The organism is Phycisphaeraceae bacterium (assembly GCA_020639155.1).
GTDB lineage: Bacteria > Planctomycetota > Phycisphaerae > Phycisphaerales > UBA1924 > JACKHF01.
This window is the reverse complement of the sequence record JACKHF010000002.1, coordinates 974,986-994,000: the sequence shown is the minus strand read 5'-3', so window position 1 is coordinate 994,000 and position 19,015 is coordinate 974,986. Positions and strand designations below refer to the sequence as shown.

At 59.3% G+C, this 19,015-nt stretch carries 15 protein-coding genes, 1 tRNA gene and 1 pseudogene; 14 read left to right on the top strand and 3 right to left on the bottom strand.

Annotation, left to right across the window (positions count from 1 at the left end; all coding sequences use genetic code 11):
* The first annotated feature begins 132 nt into the window (after positions 1-132).
* The 3 genes from H6815_14800 to H6815_14790 all read left to right on the top strand — a co-directional run bounded on the left by H6815_14800 (position 133) and on the right by H6815_14790 (position 3,138).
* Entirely contained in the window at positions 133-699 is a 567-nt protein-coding gene (locus tag H6815_14800; protein MCB9861708.1) for a DUF2726 domain-containing protein, read from the top strand.
* Between the two features lie 191 nt (positions 700-890).
* Positions 891-1,886 (top strand): HNH endonuclease, encoded by a 996-nt coding sequence (locus H6815_14795; GenBank protein ID MCB9861707.1) that lies wholly within the window; start codon positions 891-893, stop codon positions 1,884-1,886.
* Positions 1,876-3,138, top strand: coding sequence for a DUF3883 domain-containing protein (locus H6815_14790; GenBank protein MCB9861706.1), 1,263 nt, complete (start codon positions 1,876-1,878; stop codon positions 3,136-3,138). Before H6815_14795 ends, H6815_14790 begins: the two co-directional genes overlap by 11 nt.
* Here the strand turns inward: H6815_14790 and H6815_14785 are convergent.
* Both H6815_14785 and H6815_14780 read right to left on the bottom strand, forming a co-directional pair.
* Entirely contained in the window at positions 3,135-4,340 is a 1,206-nt protein-coding gene (locus H6815_14785; protein ID MCB9861705.1) for an SAM-dependent methyltransferase, read from the bottom strand. The genes H6815_14790 and H6815_14785 overlap by 4 nt on opposite strands.
* A 1,576-nt stretch (positions 4,341-5,916) precedes the next feature.
* A complete protein-coding gene (locus H6815_14780) occupies positions 5,917-6,567 on the bottom strand; it encodes a hypothetical protein (GenBank protein ID MCB9861704.1) in 651 nt (216 codons plus the stop codon).
* Between the two features lie 1,595 nt (positions 6,568-8,162).
* On the opposite strand from H6815_14780, the gene H6815_14775 reads away from it, so the two are divergent.
* The 4 genes and pseudogenes from H6815_14775 (at position 8,163) to H6815_14760 (ending at position 10,817) form a co-directional block, all read left to right on the top strand.
* Complete coding sequence (locus H6815_14775) at positions 8,163-8,549, top strand: helix-turn-helix transcriptional regulator (protein ID MCB9861703.1); 387 nt, start codon at positions 8,163-8,165, stop codon at positions 8,547-8,549.
* On the top strand, positions 8,549-9,298 hold the full coding sequence (locus H6815_14770; GenBank protein MCB9861702.1) for an ImmA/IrrE family metallo-endopeptidase: 750 nt from the start codon (positions 8,549-8,551) through the stop codon (positions 9,296-9,298). Before H6815_14775 ends, H6815_14770 begins: the two co-directional genes overlap by 1 nt.
* Before the next feature lie 47 nt (positions 9,299-9,345).
* Entirely contained in the window at positions 9,346-9,576 is a 231-nt protein-coding gene (locus tag H6815_14765; protein MCB9861701.1) for a helix-turn-helix domain-containing protein, read from the top strand.
* 569 nt (positions 9,577-10,145) lie between these two features.
* Positions 10,146-10,817, top strand: a pseudogene (locus H6815_14760) (site-specific integrase).
* Positions 10,818-10,996: 179 nt separating this feature from the next.
* Here the strand turns inward: H6815_14760 and H6815_14755 are convergent.
* A tRNA-Leu gene (locus tag H6815_14755) sits at positions 10,997-11,082 on the bottom strand.
* Positions 11,083-11,170: 88 nt separating this feature from the next.
* Here H6815_14755 and H6815_14750 point away from each other — a divergent pair.
* The 7 genes from H6815_14750 (at position 11,171) to H6815_14720 (ending at position 18,988) form a co-directional block, all read left to right on the top strand.
* Positions 11,171-11,896: an ABC transporter ATP-binding protein gene (locus tag H6815_14750; GenBank protein MCB9861700.1), complete on the top strand. Its 726-nt coding sequence runs from the start codon at positions 11,171-11,173 to the stop codon at positions 11,894-11,896.
* The gene (locus H6815_14745; GenBank protein MCB9861699.1) at positions 11,893-13,260 is read left to right on the top strand and encodes an FtsX-like permease family protein; all 1,368 of its coding nucleotides are present in this window, start codon (positions 11,893-11,895) and stop codon (positions 13,258-13,260) included. Before H6815_14750 ends, H6815_14745 begins: the two co-directional genes overlap by 4 nt.
* Positions 13,261-13,290: 30 nt before the next feature.
* Positions 13,291-14,634, top strand: coding sequence for a DUF3299 domain-containing protein (locus H6815_14740; protein MCB9861698.1), 1,344 nt, complete (start codon positions 13,291-13,293; stop codon positions 14,632-14,634).
* 119 nt (positions 14,635-14,753) lie between these two features.
* On the top strand, positions 14,754-15,584 hold the full coding sequence (locus tag H6815_14735) for a C39 family peptidase (protein MCB9861697.1): 831 nt from the start codon (positions 14,754-14,756) through the stop codon (positions 15,582-15,584).
* Positions 15,581-17,026 carry a RimK family protein gene (locus tag H6815_14730; GenBank protein MCB9861696.1) on the top strand — a complete coding sequence of 482 codons (1,446 nt, stop codon included), beginning with the start codon at positions 15,581-15,583 and terminating at the stop codon, positions 17,024-17,026. Before H6815_14735 ends, H6815_14730 begins: the two co-directional genes overlap by 4 nt.
* Positions 17,023-18,285 (top strand): glutamate--cysteine ligase, encoded by a 1,263-nt coding sequence (locus H6815_14725; GenBank protein ID MCB9861695.1) that lies wholly within the window; start codon positions 17,023-17,025, stop codon positions 18,283-18,285. The genes H6815_14730 and H6815_14725 overlap by 4 nt, the downstream gene beginning before the upstream one ends.
* Positions 18,275-18,988, top strand: coding sequence for an N-formylglutamate amidohydrolase (locus H6815_14720; protein MCB9861694.1), 714 nt, complete (start codon positions 18,275-18,277; stop codon positions 18,986-18,988). The genes H6815_14725 and H6815_14720 overlap by 11 nt, the downstream gene beginning before the upstream one ends.
* Positions 18,989-19,015: the final 27 nt, after the last annotated feature.

The window sequence follows — 19,015 nt, the reverse complement described above, 5'->3', positions numbered from 1 at the left end:
GGCGAATACTGGGCCGCCAAGTGCCGTGAGTTGCCCGATTGTACCCAGGGCTCAGCGAGCGCGCCACACCAGCTCCAGCAATACGGGGTACGTCTCATTCACTCCGTTCGCTGGTCGTGCTATCACAGCAGGATGGACATCCGGCTACTGCTCACCGGCGTTCTCGCCGTCACCGTTGTACTGCTACTGCTGCGAGGGCGTAGCGAAGGACGCCGCCGCAGCCGCCAACTGCCTCCCATCCACCGGTGGCGGCATCGCGTCGCCATCAAGGAAGGCCATTATCCGTATCACGCACGGACGCATCTGCTGACCAAGAGCGAGCGACTCTTCTTCCGGTCATTGCAGGACGCCGTCTCTGACCGCTTCACCGTTGCAATGAGCGTTCGCCTGGCAGACGTGATCAACTGCTCGCGGCATGCCTGGTCCGCTGGGCATGGTGCACTCATCAGCTCCAAGCAGCTCGACTTCGTCCTCTGCGAACCAGAGACTACGAGGATCGTCCTTGGCATTGAGCTCGACGACCCGACTCATGGTCTGGCCGATCGCCGAGAGCGGGACGCATTCCTCGACAACGCCATGCGTGTCGCTGGAGTTCCGCTTCTGCGAGTCCCAACGGCATCGAGCTACGACATCGTCGCACTTCGACACGCCATCGAGGAGGCGATCCGCAGCAGAACGCCACGAAAGCAAGTGGCCTAACCCGCCGGAATCATTCAGGATTTGACCGATAAGTCGTCTTATCGGTCAACTTCCGGTACGCAAACTGCCCCGCTGCCTTGCACTCAGTCAGGCACCCTCCAGAACCACGTATCGCTGCCCGCCTTGACTCGGGAGTATGATTGCGGATCTCTTCTTGGCGGAACTGGGGTCGCACATCGACAGGATTGCCAATGGCACGAAGGAAGGCCTACACGAAGCTGGAGAAAGACGGCCAAGTGCGCCCCGAGCATGTTCGGGGCATGGGCGACGTGGTGTTCAAGGGTTTCCAGTGCCTCTCTCCCGATTGCCGCGAGTTCATCTTTGTGCGGGCCGACGAGATCGGCCCGGACTTTTCGATCCAGTGCCCGGCCTGTGACTTTGAGCTCGTCACGGGCGGAGAGACGAAGTTCTTCGACTACCGTCTGGTTCGCACCGAGTCTGGTGAGGTCATCGAGCAGGGACCGTTCGTCATCCTTCATGACGACTACATCACCGAGGCACGCCGCTTTAAATACTGCCTGCTCTGTTATTCGCTGAAACCGGTCGAATCATTCGACCGGCACGCCTCCCGAGCGAGCGGATACCAAGGCGAGTGCCGTCTTTGCAAGACGATCTACAACGGCATCAAGAACCAGTCCCGCATCACGGACCAGCACCGCGAGGCGGCCCAGCGCAGGCGCCTCTACCGGCAGCTCGCAGAGGAAGGCGGCCGCATCGACAGCCGGGTTGTGTTCGAGAAGTTCGAGGGCCAGTGCTTCAACTGCGGCACCGAGCTCGAATACTCGGACACCAGCCAGAAGTCCTTCCACCTCGATCACACCCTACCCGCGCGATTCCTGTGGCCGATGACCACGGAGAACGCCACTCTGCTCTGCGGCACGTGCAACAACCAGAAGCACGACCAATGGCCTTCCAGCTTCTACGACATGCCAAAGCTCAAGCGGCTCGCGGTCCGCACCGGCTACGAGTACGCGCTCCTGGCCGGGCCGCCTCGCATCAACGAGGACGCCGTGGCCGCCATTGTCGAGGATACGGACGGGTTCATCGAAGCATGGATTCACTACCCGGAGGACATCAAGAAAGTCCGTCGCCTCATCCGCGAGCACGAGAAGATCGACATTTTCGAGCACGCTGAGCATGTGCCGGGTCATCTGCGCGATCCTCAGGAACGTGTTGATGAGTCTTGAAACCGTTCGCGCTCGCTTAGTGGATAGGCTCGGTCAAGCGGACCGTGGCGACCGAGGCTGGTTTGTCGCAACACGAGTTCATGTAGCGGTTTCGTGGCTGCACGGAATCGCCGAGTTCTTGATGGATCGTGCGGCCGGGCATCCTGTTCGCCTGACGGCCCAAGACTATCAACGCCTCGCGGAGATTGCCGAGATCAACAGTCCGGACCCCGGAGTTCAGCTGCGCCGCCATCACCTGCTAGTTATGGATAAGCCGCTACGCTTGATCCAACGGACCGACAATCGATCTTGGGCCGAAGTGTCTCTCACCCCCCAAGGCGTCGAGCTCGCTCATGCCGATGATCCCGCACGCGTGCTAGAACGGTCCCTTGGCGCAATCCGCTTCGCTTGCGAGCCATGGTTTCCCCCGAACCGCGTGGAACAATACTCCGACTTTGATTTGCAGGTATTTGTTGAAACAGGTCGGGTCCTGGAGCAGTGCGATGGCTTTATTGACAGGGATGAGTTCGACTTCTTCGTGTCGCGCATTCGGACGCAAGGGGAAAGCTCGTGGGCTGTCGAGTGCATACGAGAATATCGAGGTTTGACGACTGCCGAGCAGCGGGCACTGCGCCGCGAAGTCGCTAATCGAATACCGGGCGACAAGGAATATCAGAATTGGCGAGATGTCGCCCTTCACACATTCTCGCTTTTTGCACTTGGCACTAGCATGATGAGAGATGGGCAGCGGCTGTTGCTCACCGAGGCATGGGTTGAGCGGCATCTCACCGCAGATGGACAAGCCGAAGTCCAAATCCCTGAAGGCCCGCCACCGCTACGAATGCCTGAACTACCCGAGGTTGAAGCACTGTTGACGCCGCCAGCGGCACCGGCCAGCAACGCCGGTGCCGACGGAGAGAGCTTTGTGGCGAAGGTGCTTCGCTCGCAAGGCTGGAGTGTCGCCTTCTACACGAACCGTCGCGGCTACGGCTTCGACCTGTGGGCACGACGAGGAGATCGAGCAATGGTGATCGAGGTCAAGAGCAGCCTCGCTAACCTCGGAGAGATTACTCTGACTCCAACCGAATACGAGGCGGCGCGGCATCATCGCGAGAGCTTCGTGCTCGCACTCGTGGAGAATCTCGGCGGTAGCTCTCCGCAGCTACGCATGATCCAGAATCCCTTGGAAAGCGTACAAGTCGAGCGTCGAGACATCGTCAGTTACGCTGTGTCACGAGCCGAATGGATTAGAGCAGCTGGTTTAGGAATCTAGTGAAGCACCAAGTAGGTGTGTTCGACGACGGTTCCTTTGTCCCGGATGCCGTGTGATTCGCAGTGTTCGACGCTTTCGGCGAAGATCTCGGCAGACGAGAACCAGGGCCGGGCAATCCGCCCGATCTCCTCCGCCATGTCGCACTTGCGGCTCTTGCCGAGGTGGAAGACGCACACGCCGCCCGGCTTGAGACGCTCGCGGGCTTGTCGAATCACCGCCTCATAGACGCGGAAGTCCTGCTTCTGACGCTCATCGACGAACGCCAGTGGGCGCTTCTTGAAGTCGGCGGAGGTCCACCCCGAGAACCACAGCCGCATCCAGTTAGCGAGATAGAACCGCGTGCTGTCGAAGAACGGCGGGGAGGTGATGACGGCGTCCAGGTCATCGACGTCGACGGGCCACAGGCCCGTGGCATCCTGGAACACTGACGTACCGGGCACGAAACCGACCGGCCGCTCGACGCTCAGCGAACGATCAACCTTCTCGGTCACCTTCTCAATCAATGACTTATAGACGGTCTCCCCGGTGGGCGAGAAGGGGGTGATCGGGTGCGACCGACGGCTCAGGGCATACGGCCGATTCCCGTGCAGTACATGAAGCAGCGCGGCAAACACGAGCGACTCGTTCGCACCAGTCGGCGGACGCTCCTGGAAGTATCGCCGAGCCAGGATCACTTCGTCGAACGTCTTGGGATGGAAGTAGTCCTTCAGCGGCCCGTTGAACCGAATCTGCTCGGAGGCCTCCCGTTCCGCCTTAGTCACGCGCTTCGCTCGAATGAACGCTGTAAGCTCATCCAGTATCCGCCGACACTCTGGCGATTCCGCCGGTTGCAGCTTGGCCATGGCGATCGGCACGGCCGCGGGACTGATGTCGAAGCTCCACGTCTGGACACCGAGGCCCGCCGCCTCAAAGGGAATGGTACCCACGCCGCCGAACGGGTCGAGGAGTCGGTCCCCCTTCGACACGAAGGCCTCTACCAAGTGCCGCGCGAGCGAGGGCTTCATTTTCCCTTGATAGGAGCAAAGCGAGTGGAGGGGGCTCCCCCAATTGCGCTTAGCGAAGTCGCCGCTCTGGTGAGGCAGAGCCTCGGTGAAACGGGTCCATCGCTTCGACCAAGCGGGCGGCTTGGTTCTGGTGGTCTGGCGCTTGGGGGCCTCGGCTGCCACGAGAACCTGTCGGAGGCCGACCCCGCTGCGCGACATTCGCCGCCGTAAGGTGACCTCTGAGTTCACCTTCCAGCTGCGCTCAGCGAGGAGGTCGGCGAGGATCGCCGGAGTATCCACGTGCACACCCGCGTACGCGGAGTCTCCGATATCAATGAGCAAGGGGGCTCCGCCCTTCACGTGGCCCGCCAACCCATCGATCACACCGGCCATATCGCCGAAGTAGCTGAGCACCATCTGGGGGATGCGGCGGTCGTAGGAGTCTTTCTCGAGCTCGTCCACAACGTTCTTCACGGCTTCGGATACGGGTTCCGTGCGTTTGCCAGCGGTCACATCGTTGATGCCCGCCGTCACGGTCTGCCGGCGAAACTCGGAGAGGTCTCGCCCGGTGAGAAGAGCTCGCAAGAACCAGAGCTCGATCTTCGTGTTCCTGTAGTAGTTCGTCCCGTTCAGGTAGGGCGGCGAGGTAACAACGGCGTCCACCTCAAGGCCTGCGCATCGACCAAGCCGCTTCGCGTCTGCCGCGATCAAACGGGGACGGTCCTTGATCCCTTCGATCCGGTCTAGGTCCTCCGCCATGCTTCTGATCCGGTCCGCGACCTCCACCACCACGTCAGCCACCTGGAGCCGTTTCTCGGCTTCGCCCTTCCGAAACCGCAGGTCGCCACGCCGCACGAGGTTAGAGGCAGGTATCAGAGAAGCAGCGGCGGAGATGGAGGCAACCGCCGCTGCTTCGGGATCGGTGCAGTCGATCGCGTCGAGCCACGCCCGCAGCCGGAGCACGGAATCGAGCGTCTCGGCCGGGAAGAACTGGCTTTTGCCAAACGTCGCCTTGTATGACGCCGACAGCCGTCCATCGGGTCCGTGATTCCGAAGCTCTCCGGGGAGTTCCTCGGCGAGGTCTCGCAGCCGCTTCCCGAGCAGCCGTCGCTTCCTCTCTCCGAGGGCAAGCACCTCCGCCTTGGTCTCCACTAACACCTGAAGCAACGGATTGAGTTCACAGTAGCTCCCGTGCGCCCCTAGACGGGCCACGGTGAGCGGGGTGGTGCCGCATCCCGCGAAAGGATCGAGAACGTGTTTGGCGGCAGGCGCGTACGCGTCCAAGACGTTCGCCACGAACTCCGGCGAGTACCCTTCGAGATACGGATACCAGTCGTGAAGGGGCTCCTCCACGCCGCCTCGGAAAGTCGCCTGAATCGGGTCAATCCGCAGCTCCGGCTCGACCGTAATCTCCGGGAAGCTCATCTGGCCGTTGCCCTTTTCCTTGGCGTGCCGCAGCCGACCTAGACAGAACGCATTGACGGTCAGCCCGGAGCCCTCGGCTTGCGTCTTCAGATCACCGAACGTAGTTGATCCGACCGCTTGCCGAATCTCCTCGCTCGACAGCGGGCTCACGAGTTCGAAAAGCTCCGCGTCCCCAGGCCCGAAAGCGAGCGTGACCTTCTTCCTCTTGGCCGTTTCGGCTGGGTGATCCGCGAAGTAAATGGACTTGAACTGCTGCATGACGCCTCCTCGTAGTGACTACCATACCATGGTAGTCACTACCACCTGCCTCCGCATCCCACAAGCATCTTCATGGAAACCGGGTCGTGTGCCTCCCCTCCCCATTGGCGGGCTAGCTCGAACCATCCACACCGAACGGCTTCAGAACTCGCCGCTTGAACCGGATCGAATCGAACGGAATCCGGGAGAACCCTGCCGACTTCCGCTCCCGGTTGACGGCCCGGACGATGTTCAGGAGCTGACGACGCACCGGGGCGTACGGCTCGAACGGTAGATTCCAGAGCTCCCGCATCAGGTTCCCCTCTGACCGATGCGTCGCCAGGTCCAGGAAGTACGCTTTCAGGTCTCGGTATGTCGATCGCCGAAGCTCCACGTGCACATGGTGCTGGTTCCTCCCGTGAGTCGTCGGCTTGCCGCGAAGGCTGATCGAGTACCCGGCGACCTTGAGCGGCACTCGACGAGCGTCGCGGATCTGCTCGCGCTCGTCCTCGAACCAGCGATGCCTGCCTTCCGTGGCAAGCATCACGAAGAGGCGTCCATGCCTGAGATACCGCACGTTCGCATGCCCGTTTCTCTTGCGACGCGCACGCTGCCAACGCGAAAGCCCAAGGTCGTACTTCGCCTTTAGCTTCGCATCCACTGACCTCGGGTCTTTCCCTTCCGGAATGCGGCCCATCACGTAGTACCGATACCCGGCGGTGAGTAGATTCGTCGCAATGACCTGAACAAGCGCTTCTCGTGACGTGACGACGTTGATGTTCATGCTCCTTCTCTCCCGTTCTTCTCTCACCGCCTGGGGTGCGGGTTGATTGATGGCTCAACCCGCGAAAGCCGAAATCCTTACTGGCGCGATTGGCCGCAAACGCACTGCTCCGCAGTACTCAGGCTCAGGGAGCACCGAGAGCTCGACCGCCGTTCAAGTGTGGGCGCATAGCAGCATCGAGCTGCTGTCACCCACAGCGGGAGCTCTCAAGTGCTCAACCATCGCCTACACGAGCGAACGCAGCACGCTGCGAGCACGGTTGCCGCAACCATGGCGACAAACCTCCGTGGTCTCGCAAGCGCACAGACGTCGCACGCGACCTGATTCCACAGATCGCGTGCTCCAATTCCTACGTGTTGCGCTTGCGCAACCAGAGAAACTGGTGCAGTGCGTCATGCACTGCACACCGCTCGGCCAATCCACCGCTAATGACAACTCCATCGCCAGATGGAACTCTCACCAGCCGTCAAAGCGCTTCCCAGGCCCAGCCGCTACTCGCCATGCGAGCAGTTTTGGCCGGAACACTTGTCCTATGGGGTTGAATGCCCCTCGCCACTTTCGTCGTTGCTTCCACTCGCTTGGGTTACCAGCCCAAACGCGCAAACGGACTGCGACTGCCTTGCCGCACATCCGCCCGGCACGTGACCGCGCCAACTTCTACTTGCAGCACACTCCCACACTGCGGCATTTGAAACACCTGGCTGACCACGCCAGGCACCGGATACCACTCCGGCAACCACAGTGCTTCCCGCTTTAGGTGTCGTCGTCATTCGAGTAGTCACGTCGCTATCCGGTGTTACCCAGAGGGACCAAGGCCGTGTGTACCGGACTCCCGCCCAGTCACAGTTTGCACTCATCGGAGTGATTTCAGGGGGCAGAACCAAGAAGCTCCCCCTTACCCATCGGCTTTGGTCTTTCACAGTTCGGCACCGTCTCTACTCGAACTCACTGGCAAGCCCTATGTGTTCGGGCCTCTCATCGTTGAGCTATTCACCGCCTGAGGTTTCGCTCAGGTCGCCGAAGCAGTCAGCTCCGGTTCCGCTTGTCGCCAAGCAGAAGCTCCCGACGCCAGCTCACGTTGAACGATGGAGTCGCCTCCACCGAACCCCGTTGGGGGATTTGGAGAATCACTTCTCCTCACCACCTTCAACCACACCGGCCTCAGCGAAATGCCGAGGTCTGTCAGCGTCGCCCACGTTCCGTGCGCGCCCGCGCATCGAATAGAACATCAGGATTACTCTCTCTGCGTCCTGCAGAGGGGATTACTCTGATGAGCCTCCGTTGAACCGGACAAGCGACTCTCATCGCATCCGGCTCGAAGAGCCACAACCATGACGGGCGGTAAGCTCCGTCCCCTTAGCCCGGTTGGTAAGACCGGGTTTGCCGGGCGGTTGTGCCCATAGGAGCAGTGTCTTCCTCGACGTACTCGGTCGATTGATGGCACTGACCTCGACTTGCCACCCTAACGCGAGGCGTACAAGCACATTCTGGTCGGTCCCCCTGTCCCCGGTACCTTCCGGGCGTTTTCCACAGTCCGGGCTTGACCGTCATCGGAACGCTGTTAGCATCAGTGCGAACACTCCCAGAGACCCTCCTTGACCAAGAAAGACCTCCAGTTCGGGAACGACAAGCTCGGAGCGGTGCTCCGCGCCCATCGGGTGGACAGTGGCAAGGGCCTCCGGGAGACAGCGGCCAAGCTCGGCATCGCTCCGGCCCACCTCACCGACATCGAGAAGGGCCGACGGGCTCCGTCCGAGGAGCTGCTGGTGAAGATCGCCAGGGTCTACGGCATCGGGGAGGCACAGCTTCGCTCCGGCTGGAAGAAGCCGGAGACCGTGGTTGGTGAGATCGCCAGTCAGGACGCAACGACCGCGGCGAAGGTCCCCGAGTTCCTTCGCACTGCCAAAGACCTGAAGCCCGAGCAGTGGGATCGCCTCATCAAGCAGGCCAAGAAGATGAGCGGCGAAGGGGGTAAGCAGTGATGCTTGGTCGCGACGGGCCATTCCTGCAGCCGAGTGTTGCTGTTCGCCGCATCGAGCAGCGCGCTATGGAGCTGCTCCAGCAGTGCAAGAACGAGCTCGGCATTCGCGAGACTCCGCTGCCCGTGCCCGTTGACCTGTGGATCGAGCATCCCCTCGGCTATGAGTTCGGCGTCTCTGACCTTTCGCACCTTGGCCCGAATGTACTCGGCGCGTCCTACATCAAGGAGCGCGAAATCCTCATCGACGAGAAGGTCCTGCAGCACGAAGGCCGCTACCGCTTCACGTGTGCCCATGAGCTTGCGCACATGACCCTTCACTCGAAGGTCCGAAAGGTCTTCCAGGAGACCGGCTCGGCACCAGGTGCTAGCGGAGACCGCTACGAGAAACAAGCTGATCGCTTTGCCGCAGCCTTCTTGATGCCCGTACCGCTTCTCGTCCGTGAGCTCTTTCGCATCGCAGACGAGCTCAAGCTCGACCGAGCACCGTGCATCACTGAGCTCATGATGAACACCACCGAATCCGAGTGGCTCTGGAAGAAGCGGTTCCTGCCGGCAATGACCAAGCGCTTCGGTGTATCGCTTTCTGCCGCGGTGTTTCGCTTCTCCGACATCCGACTGCGAGACGGCAAGGCGTTCCTGCCGGAGAGGCTTCGTGCCTCGATGTTTGTGCGCCCCGATGCCGACTCTCCCATCCGCCAGATGCGACTCGTCGGTGGATTCCCCGTTCGGCCTGGAAGTGCCGCCACGTAGTTTTTTTCCTCTCACTGTTCGCACTGATGCGAACGACGGACAGCCCGATGCCAGCAGACAACGACAACGCGACGCGACTTGCACTCACCGCTGAAGAAGTGGCGGAGCTGCTTGGAATCAGCCGCGCCCATGTCTTTCGCATGCAAAGCAGTGGAAGACTCCCCAAGCCCATCCGCTTGGGCCGCGCAGTGCGCTGGCCGCGAACAGTCCTCGAAGCCTGGCTTGCCGCAGGTGCCCCACCCCGCGATCGTTGGGAAGAGATGTCCACCGGCGCGTAGCCCCAGTCCCAGAAAGGAGCGCAACCGTGCGCCTCTTCAAGTCCACTTACCGAACACGCCAAGGCGAAACCCGCGAGACATCGAAGTGGTACGTCGAGTTTCGTGACCAGAACGAGACGACACGCCGCCTTGCAGCGTTTACCAACAAGCGCGCCAGTGAAGAGCTCGGCAAGAACATCGAGCAGCTCGTTGCCTACCACCTTGCAACAGGCGGGCAGACCGACCCGGCACTTCAATGCTGGCTAACCGACTTGCCGAAGCGAACCCGCGACAAGCTCGTTGAGATTGGACTCGTAAAGGGTGAACGAGTCGCGGTCACCAAGCCACTCCGCACGCACCTGGACGACTACGAGCGCTCACTTCAAGCCAAGGGCAACTCCGCCAAGCACATCTCGCACACAGTCACTCGCGTTCGTCGTGTGCTTGAAGGATGTCGCTTCGTCTACTTCGGCGACATCTCAGCAAGCAAAGTGCAGAGCTTCCTTCGAGGCCTCAGAGAAGGCGAGGATGGAATCAGCATCCAGACCTCGAACTACTACCTCCAGGCGATCAAGGCATTCTCTCGCTGGATGGTTCGAGACGGCAGGGCTCCCGCAAGCCCCATCCGTCATCTCACGAAGCTGAACGCCGAGACCGACGACAAGCGCCAGAGGCGGGCACTCTCAGCCGATGAGCTTCGTTGGCTAATCGCCGCCACTGCGATGAATGGCGAGAGGAATGGTCTCACCGGAAAGCGCCGCTCCCTTCTCTACCTCGTTGCCGTCGAGACTGGACTTCGAGCAGGAGAGCTTCGAAGCCTAACGCGACGGAGCTTCGACCTCGACTCGAAGCCGCCGACTGTCACCGTTGAGGCAAGCTACAGCAAGAGGCGACGGACCGATCTCCTGCCCCTTCGAGCTGAGACTGCAAAGCACCTCGCAGAGTCACTGGGTGATACTGATGCAGCCGAGCACGTGTTTCTTTGGTCCAATGCGACTCGCGTAGCGGAGATGCTCCGGGTTGACCTGGCCAATGCTCGCGAGGTTTGGCTGGGCGATGCCCCCTCACCCGCCGAGCACGAGGCACGCGAGAAGACCGACTTCCTCAAGGACCGCGACACCCGCGGCCGCGTCGTTGATTTCCACGCGCTTCGCCACACCTTCATCACCAATCTCGCGTCCGGAGGTGTTCATCCGAAGACGGCCCAGATGCTCGCCCGGCACTCAACCATCTCGCTCACGATGGACCGCTACACGCATCCCGAACGAGCCGCAGAACTCGACGCACTCACCGCTCTTCCCGACCTCAGCGACTCGGCGGATTGCTTGGCGCGAAACGGCACTCAGGGAGAGATTTCGGGAGACTCCGAGAGACTCAGCGAAGGTGAGCACGAAGACGACGAAAACCCTACCGGTACAGCGAGAAACCGCGATTCTCGTAGTGGGCCCGGAGGGAGTCGAACCCTCAAGGGGCGTAAGCCCCAGCAGATTTTAAGTCCGTCGCGTCTGCCGATTCCGCCACAGGCCCGCAGACACAGAGCATATCACCCGTTCTTTGCAAAGACTGCACGCATGTGTGCAATCCATGCGGTTTGCTTCTACACTCTTTCCTCGATATGGACGCAGAGACGCAGCACACAACGCAAACCACTCCTGCCGACGCGGCCAGATGTGTGCTGCGCGTCGACAGTGTGCGGTTCAGATATGGCGCGATCGGGCCTTGGGTGCTCGATATCAACGAGCTTGTGCTGCATTCGCGCGAGCAGGTGCTGTTGACAGGACCGAGCGGATGCGGAAAGAGCACGCTCCTCCAACTGATCGCCGGATTGATGGAGCCGAGTGAGGGACGGATCGAGGTCGCTGGTCAGGATGTGCACGGACTGGGCAGCGGTGCTCGTGACGCGTTCCGTGGCAGAACGATCGGGATGGTGTTCCAGACATTGAATCTGCTTCCGGGGTTTACAGCGATCGAGAATGTGCTGCTGGCGATGATGTTCTCGGCAAAGCCAAAGCGCGAGCACGGCGAGCGTGCTGCCGATTTGCTCGGCTCGCTCGGGCTGGAGCGCGTGAACGCGCCGGTCGACAGCATGAGTCTTGGTCAGCAGCAACGCGTTGCGGTTGCTCGTGCGCTCGCGTGCGAGCCCGCGCTTGTGCTGGCGGACGAGCCGACCGCGAGTCTTGATCCTGACAACGCGCGCAATGCGATCGAGCTGCTCCAGCGAGCGTGCGAGGATCATAATGCGGCGCTGTTGTGCGTGAGCCACGATCCTGCCTTGTTGTCGTGCTTCGATCGTATCGAGTCGTATACGAGCCTGCACGCGAGCGGGGAGGCACACCCATGAGCGTGCACGCGCGTGCGATGTCTGACAGGCAGATCGTGGTGCGATCAATGGTGTCGCGATGGTTCTCAACACTTCTGACTGTGCTGACAGTTGCTGTTGCGGTTGCGCTGATGATTGTGCTGGTTTCTTTGCGGTCGTCAGCAAAGTCCGTCTTCGAGCGCGGGTCTGGCAATATGCATCTGCTTGTGTCAGCCGACACGAGTCCGCTTGCCAGCGTGTTGAACTCGGTGTTTTACGCAGGGACACCGTCGCGTTCACTCGGATATATCGAGCAGCAGCGGCTTGCGCGTGATCCCCGCGTTGCATGGGCGGTGCCGACGCTTGTGGGTGACAGTTACAAGGGGTTCCCGGTTGTCGCGACGACACCGGACTTTTTCTCGAAGTTCAGTATCGACGTACGGAGTTTGAGCACTTCTGCGAGCGAGATAAGTACGTGGAAGATGCAGACCGGGAAGGTGTTCAAGAGCAACTTTCAGGTTGTGCTCGGCAGTGATGTTGCTTCCAGCACTGGATTGCAGGTAGGCGATCACATGTCGCTCACGCATGGGATGAGCGGTGCTGGAGGGCATGTCCACGATGAGTTCGTGTTCGATGTTGTTGGTGTGCTTGCAAGGACCGGCACGCCGCACGATCGTGCGGTCTTTGTGAGTCTGGAGAGTTCGTGGATTCTGCACGCGCACGATCGCCGTGAGCGTGAAGGATTGATCGAACACGATGAGCATGATAATCACGATCATCACGACCACGAGGGGCATGATCATCCACCTCCAACAACACTCGATGATGTGACACTCGACGATCAGCGTATCACCGCGATCATGGTGCATGGGAGAACGCGCGAGGGGCGAAGCACATCGGCATCGATCGGAGCGATTGCGGGCGAGTTGCGGTCAAACCCGCTCCTGACGGTAGCTGACCCGACCGCCGAGGTGAACTCGCTCTTTGAACTTATCGGCGGGATCGACATCGTGCTGCGAGCGATGGCTGGCGTGGTGCTGGTGTCGAGCAGCATCGGGATTATGCTCGCGTTGTACAACTCGATGGATCAGCGGAAGCGGCAGATCGCGGTGCTTCGTGTGCTCGGGGCAAGTCGTTGGCGTGTGCTTCGGCTGGTGCTCGCTGAAGCGATGATGATCGGCATTCTTGGGGCGCTGCTGGGGCTGGTGATGGCGTTTGCAGGGTCCGCTTTGGTGACGAGTGTGCTCCGGGCGCTAACGGGTGTGGTGGTGCAGCCGAATATTTCGGGGTTGGCAACACTTGGTATTGGTGCGGGTGCAGTGGTGCTAGCGACACTGGCTGGGCTTGTGCCTGCTGTGATGGCGTATCGCACGAGCGTAGCGAAAAATCTCAAACCACTCGGGTAGGTAATCCCACGAACACAAAGCGAGGAACGTGTGCGCACAAAGAAAAACCAGTGCTTCATGATGCTTGGGTTTCTGCTGGTGTGGATCGTCTGCGTGCCATCAGTGCGCGCGCAGGTGAACCGTCAGCACTCGGCGGGCTCACTGCTGGCAAACATGGCGAGAATGTTCTCGCCGGGTGTTGTACGGATCGAGCCTGAGGATACAGCCAAACCATCCTTTGCCGGATTCTTTGTTGGGCCGGGCAGATTCGTGACGAGTCGATCACTTCTGATGGATGCGAAGTCTGCAACACTGACACTCGACACTGGCGATACATTCAAAATCGAGAAAGTACTCTCCGAGGATGTCGAAGCAGATCTCGTGCTAGGGTACGTGGATGTGCCTGCCAAACTGCATCGCGGTTTGCGTGTGTCTCCGCTTGAACCGTTAATCGGCGAGGAGATCATGCTCATCGGTCCCCCGGTCGATGTGAAGGATGCTGAGACGGGTGAGGCTGCCATCGAGCACGCGATTCTTGAATCTATTGTGAGTTCACGTCAGACCGTCGGACAGGTCGCCGCACTCGGTGTGAAGAATCCAGCCATCACAGAGTCGGGCGTGAACAATGTCGGTGCGCCCATTCTGTCTATCGGCGGGCAGGCAATCGGGGTACTTGTTCGAGACACCCAATCGACCCAGCAGGTGATCAATCGTGTCGTGGCTGGTGTAAGTATTAGCTCCCTTGTTGAAACGCCAGGGTTGTCTCTTGGGGACTGGGCAGAAGGCAAATCGCTCGAAGCGGTAGTCCAAGCCGCGCGCGAGGCCGCGAGAAATGCGATCAGGCCCAAAGGATTTCAGCCTCCACCAGAGAAGTTTGCTGGGTTCGAGGTTGTGCCAGCGTCGATCGAGTTGCGAGATGACAGCGCCAACAGCACGCAGGAACTTGTGCTCGACGGACGCTTTGTTGTGACAGGCAAGGGAACTGAGGCCGAGCCGTATGAGATCCCGTGGGAGCTTCTGACCTCGCTGCAGGAAACGTTCAAGCCACGCAGCGGCTTGTCTGAGTTTCCCGAGCGGGTTGCCTTGCTTGAGGGCAAGTGGATCAAGCTCAGCGGGTTCGTGTCGTTCCCATTCGTGGTCGACGAGTCGGACGAGATGCTGCTGATGCTGAACACATGGGATGGCTGCTGCATCGGTGTGCCTCCAACTCCCTATGACGCGATCGAGGTGACGCTGAAGGAGCCAGCCAGAAACGAGGATCTGTATACCACCTACGCTGCGGTGAAGGGCAGGTTGCGCTCGGATCCTTACATGGTTGGGAACTGGCTCGTTGGGATCTATGTGATGGACGATGCGAAGATGTACCCGGCAGAGTTTGGTGGGATCGACAACTGATCGGCTGAGCAAAATCTTATATTCGGGCACCTCGACTTCATGACAACCCGAACCGTGCCGATACAATCACCTGCAAGAGGCGGCCCATCCATGACCGCGCTCCCTTTCGAGGTGGTTTCATGGTTCAGGACGGTCGCCCGGCGCGCCGCGGAAAATCCAGGATAGAAACACGGCGCATCCGACTGCGACGCCCGAGTGTGCTGCCGCTCGATATTCTTCCACAACCGAACGATGAGACGTGCGGACCAACGTGTTTGCACGCTGTGTACCAGTACTGGGGCGATGACATCTCGCTGGACGAGGTCATTCGTTCCGCAAGCTCACTCAACTCGCACGAAGCTGGCAGAGGGACGCTCGCGGTGATGCTCGGCACTCACGCGCTCAAACGCGGATACAAGGCGTCGCTGTACACGTTCAACCTGCAGATGTTCGACCCGACGTGGTTCGACGAGCATGGTAAGTGTGACTCAGCCAAGCTGTCGCACAAACTCCAGATGCAGGGGCTTGCAAAGCAGACAGGCAATCCGAGATTCCGTATCGCGACCGAGTGCTATCTGGAGTTTCTCCGTCTTGGCGGCGATGTTCGTTTTCGTGATCTGACCAGTTCACTCATCACAGGGTTCATTCGCGCAGGTAAGCCCCTCCTGACCGGTGTCAGCTCGACATATCTATACAAGTGCATGCGTGAGTTTGGGCCGAAGGACGACGACGACGATATTCGCGGCGAACCAACCGGACACTTCGTGGTGATACACGGATATGAGTCCAAGGGGCGCGTGGTCTCCGTCGCAGATCCACTTGCGAATAACCCAGGCTTTCAGCGTCAGCGGTATACGGTGACGATGTCGCAGCTTGTTCCTGCGATCATGCTGGGCGTGCTGACCTACGACGCGAACCTGCTGGTGATTGAACCCAAGAAATCAGAAGCATCCGGAGAACGGACGCGATGAAACCCCTGCTTGTAGTTGATCATCCAAAGCGTTGGCCGATCACTATCCCTGGTGCGGACATCGTCTCGTCGTACCAGTATCTGTCTGATCCGCAGTTCGCGCAGGGGCGTGGACGGAAAGTATTCAACCTCTGTCGGTCGTTTAAATATCAGGCGCTTGGGTACTACGTCTCGCTGCTTGCCGAAGCACGCGGGCACAGGCCACTCCCGTCGATTGCTGCGATCCAGGATCTGAAGCTTGCGCCCGTGATCAAGCTCGTCTCGCATGAACTCGACGAACTCATCCAGTCGAATCTGAAGCGGATCAAGTCCGAAGCATTTGAACTCTCCGTATATTTCGGGCACAATCTTGCATCCGGCCACGATCGGTTGGCGCTTGCGATCTTCAATGCGTTCCCTGCGCCGCTGCTGCGCGCGAAGTTCGAGAACGACGGGCGCTGGCGGCTTGTTTCGGTGCGCATCATCGGTGTGTCAGAGATCCCGGAATCACACCGGCCGTTTCTGATTCAGCAGGCAGAGAACTATCTCAAGCGTGTGCCTCGCAAGGGGAAAGAAGCTCCCGCGTACAAGTACGATCTTGCAATCCTGTATGACCCGAATGATCCCATGCCATGTTCCGACATGGCTGCACTGAAGAAGTTCATTGCTGCCGGGGAATCCATCGGGATACGGAGCGAACTGATCGAGAAGGATTCGTACGGGCGCATCGCAGAGTTTGATGCGCTGTTTATCCGTGAAACAACAGGTGTCAATCACCACACCTACCGGATTGCACGAAGGGCGCAGTCCGAGGGGATGGTGGTGATTGATGATCCTCAGTCGATTCTCCGATGCACAAACAAAGTCTATCTTGCTGAAACCATGGCTCGGCACAGAGTGGCTACACCTCGCACGTTGATCCTCTCCAGAGACACAGCCCTTGAGGGGGTCCGTTCGCTTGGATTTCCATGTGTGCTCAAGCTGCCGGACAGCGCATTCTCAGCCGGCGTGAAACGCATTGATACAGAACACGGTATCGAAGCACAACTGGATGAGATGTTCGAGAACACTGATATGCTAATTGCTCAGGAGTACGTGCCCACAGACTTTGACTGGCGCATCGGCGTGCTCGGTGGAAAACCTCTCTTCGCGTGCAGGTACGGCATGGCACCAGATCACTGGCAAATTGTCAAGCGTGATGAGGGCACAGTGCAGACCGGCGGAGCTGAGACAATGTTCATCGAGGATGCTCCGGAAGAGGTTGTCAAACTTGCCGTTAGAGCTGCGAACCTGATGGGCGACGGGCTGTATGGTGTTGATCTGAAAGTCGTTCGTGGTAAGCCTGTTGTGATCGAAGTCAATGATAATCCAAACATCGATTCGGAAGTCGAGGATGCTGCACTCGGCGACGAACTGTACAACAGGATCATGCAGCACTTTTTCTGGAAGCTTGAAGCTCGATGAGTACGTCACACACAGACTGGCGATTCCCACTTGGATTGTTCGATGCGTTCGGTGTCGAACTTGAGTACATGATTGTTGATGCTGAGACCCTCGATGTTCGGCCGATGGCCGATGTGGTATTCAAGGCAGCGGTGGGGCAGGACGTGAGCGATGTCGAGCCGGATGGTCCTGACGGCATCGTGTCGTGGTCGAATGAACTGGCGCTCCATGTTGTCGAACTGAAAACGCAGAAACCTGCATCTTCATTACAGGGGCTTTCAGAGCAGTTTCAACGTCATGTGGTAAAGATCAACACATTGCTCGAACCGATGCGCTGCAAGCTTTTGCCAACGGGCATGCATCCGTGGATGAACCCGGACACGGAAACCAAGCTCTGGCCGCACGAGAACAACGAGATTTACGCGACCTATGACCGTATCTTTGGATGCCGTGGGCATGGGTGGGGCAACCTGCAGAGCACGCACATCAACCTGCCGTTCGCGAACGATGACGAGTTCGGGCGGTTGTACGCTGCAACTCGTCTTGTTCTGCCGTTGATACCGGCGATCGCGGCGAGCTCGCCGATTGCTGACGGGCATTGGTCACCGATCGCCGATTACCGGCTTGAGGTGTATCGCAACAACTCCAAGCAGGTTCCCCTTATGGCGGGCCTTGTGATACCTGAGCCTGTGTTCACGCGCGAAGGGTTCGAACGCGATGTGCTTGGCGTGCTGTACAAGCAACTTGAGCCGCTCGACCCCGAGGGTATTTTGCGTCACGAGTTCGCCAATGCGCGCGGCGGGATGGCGCGATTCGATCGCGGCGCAATCGAGATCCGGCTGATCGACATCCAGGAATGTCCGAAGGCTGATATGGCAGTAGTTGAGATAATCATTGCTGCTGTCAGGGCACTCGTTGAGGAGCGATGGATGTCGTATGACGATCAGAAGCAGATTGCGACCGAGCCACTGCACGCTGTTCTGCTCGACACAATCAAGTATGCAGAACGGACGAGGATTCGAGAGAAGCAGCTGCTTGGCGCGTTCGGGCTCGCGCAGTCGATGGTGTGGGCTGGAGATGTCTGGACGCATCTTGTCGAGCAACTGCTCCCCGATGGAAGCGAGACGAGAGTTCAACTGCAACGGATGATCCGTGCGGGCACGTTGTCGACACGCATCGGAAAGCCATTGCGTCGATTCCCAACGCGCAAGGAACTCCACACTGTCTACAGCGAACTAGCGGAGTGCCTCGCGCACGGAGAGCTTTTTCGTGTCCCGTGAGAAGCCCATTGCAGTGGTGTTGACGTGCGAGCACGGCGGAAACGAGGTGCCGGGTGCGTACTCACACTTATTTGCAAACGCACAGGAAGTTCTGCTAACGCATCGCGGGTACGACATCGGTGGGCTGGGTGTTGCGGAACGGATGAGCGAACGTCTGCGGGTGCCATTGATCGCATCGACGACCACCAGACTTCTGATCGATCTGAACAGATCGCTTGATAATCCCTCGTGCTTCAGCGAGTTCTCACGAGACTTGTCTGAGTCTGCGAAGCAGGAAGTTATCGAGTTGTTCTATCTGCCGTACCGATCTATGGTCACGCAGCGGATCGAGAGTGAGATACGCAAGAAGCATCGAATCTTGCATGTCAGCGTGCATTCGTTTACTGACGTGCTCGATGGGCATGTACGTTCGGTTGATTGTGCGCTGCTGTTCGATCCTTCGCGCAGATTCGAGACTGAGATATGTCAGCAATGGCTTGCTGCGATGCAACTGGAAGATGGCTGCAACCTGTTCCGTTATAATGAGCCGTACAAGGGCACGGATGACGGGCTAACGACGCATCTGCGTACCTTGTTCGACGATGACGAATACGCGGGTATCGAGATCGAAATCCGTCAGGGGTTGCTGCACACGCTTGAGAATCAGCAACGGTTTGGCGATCTGTTGTCCATGACATTTGCTCGTGTTGCTGGGATCGGCTGACACTGCTCGGGCTATGATCGCGTGGTA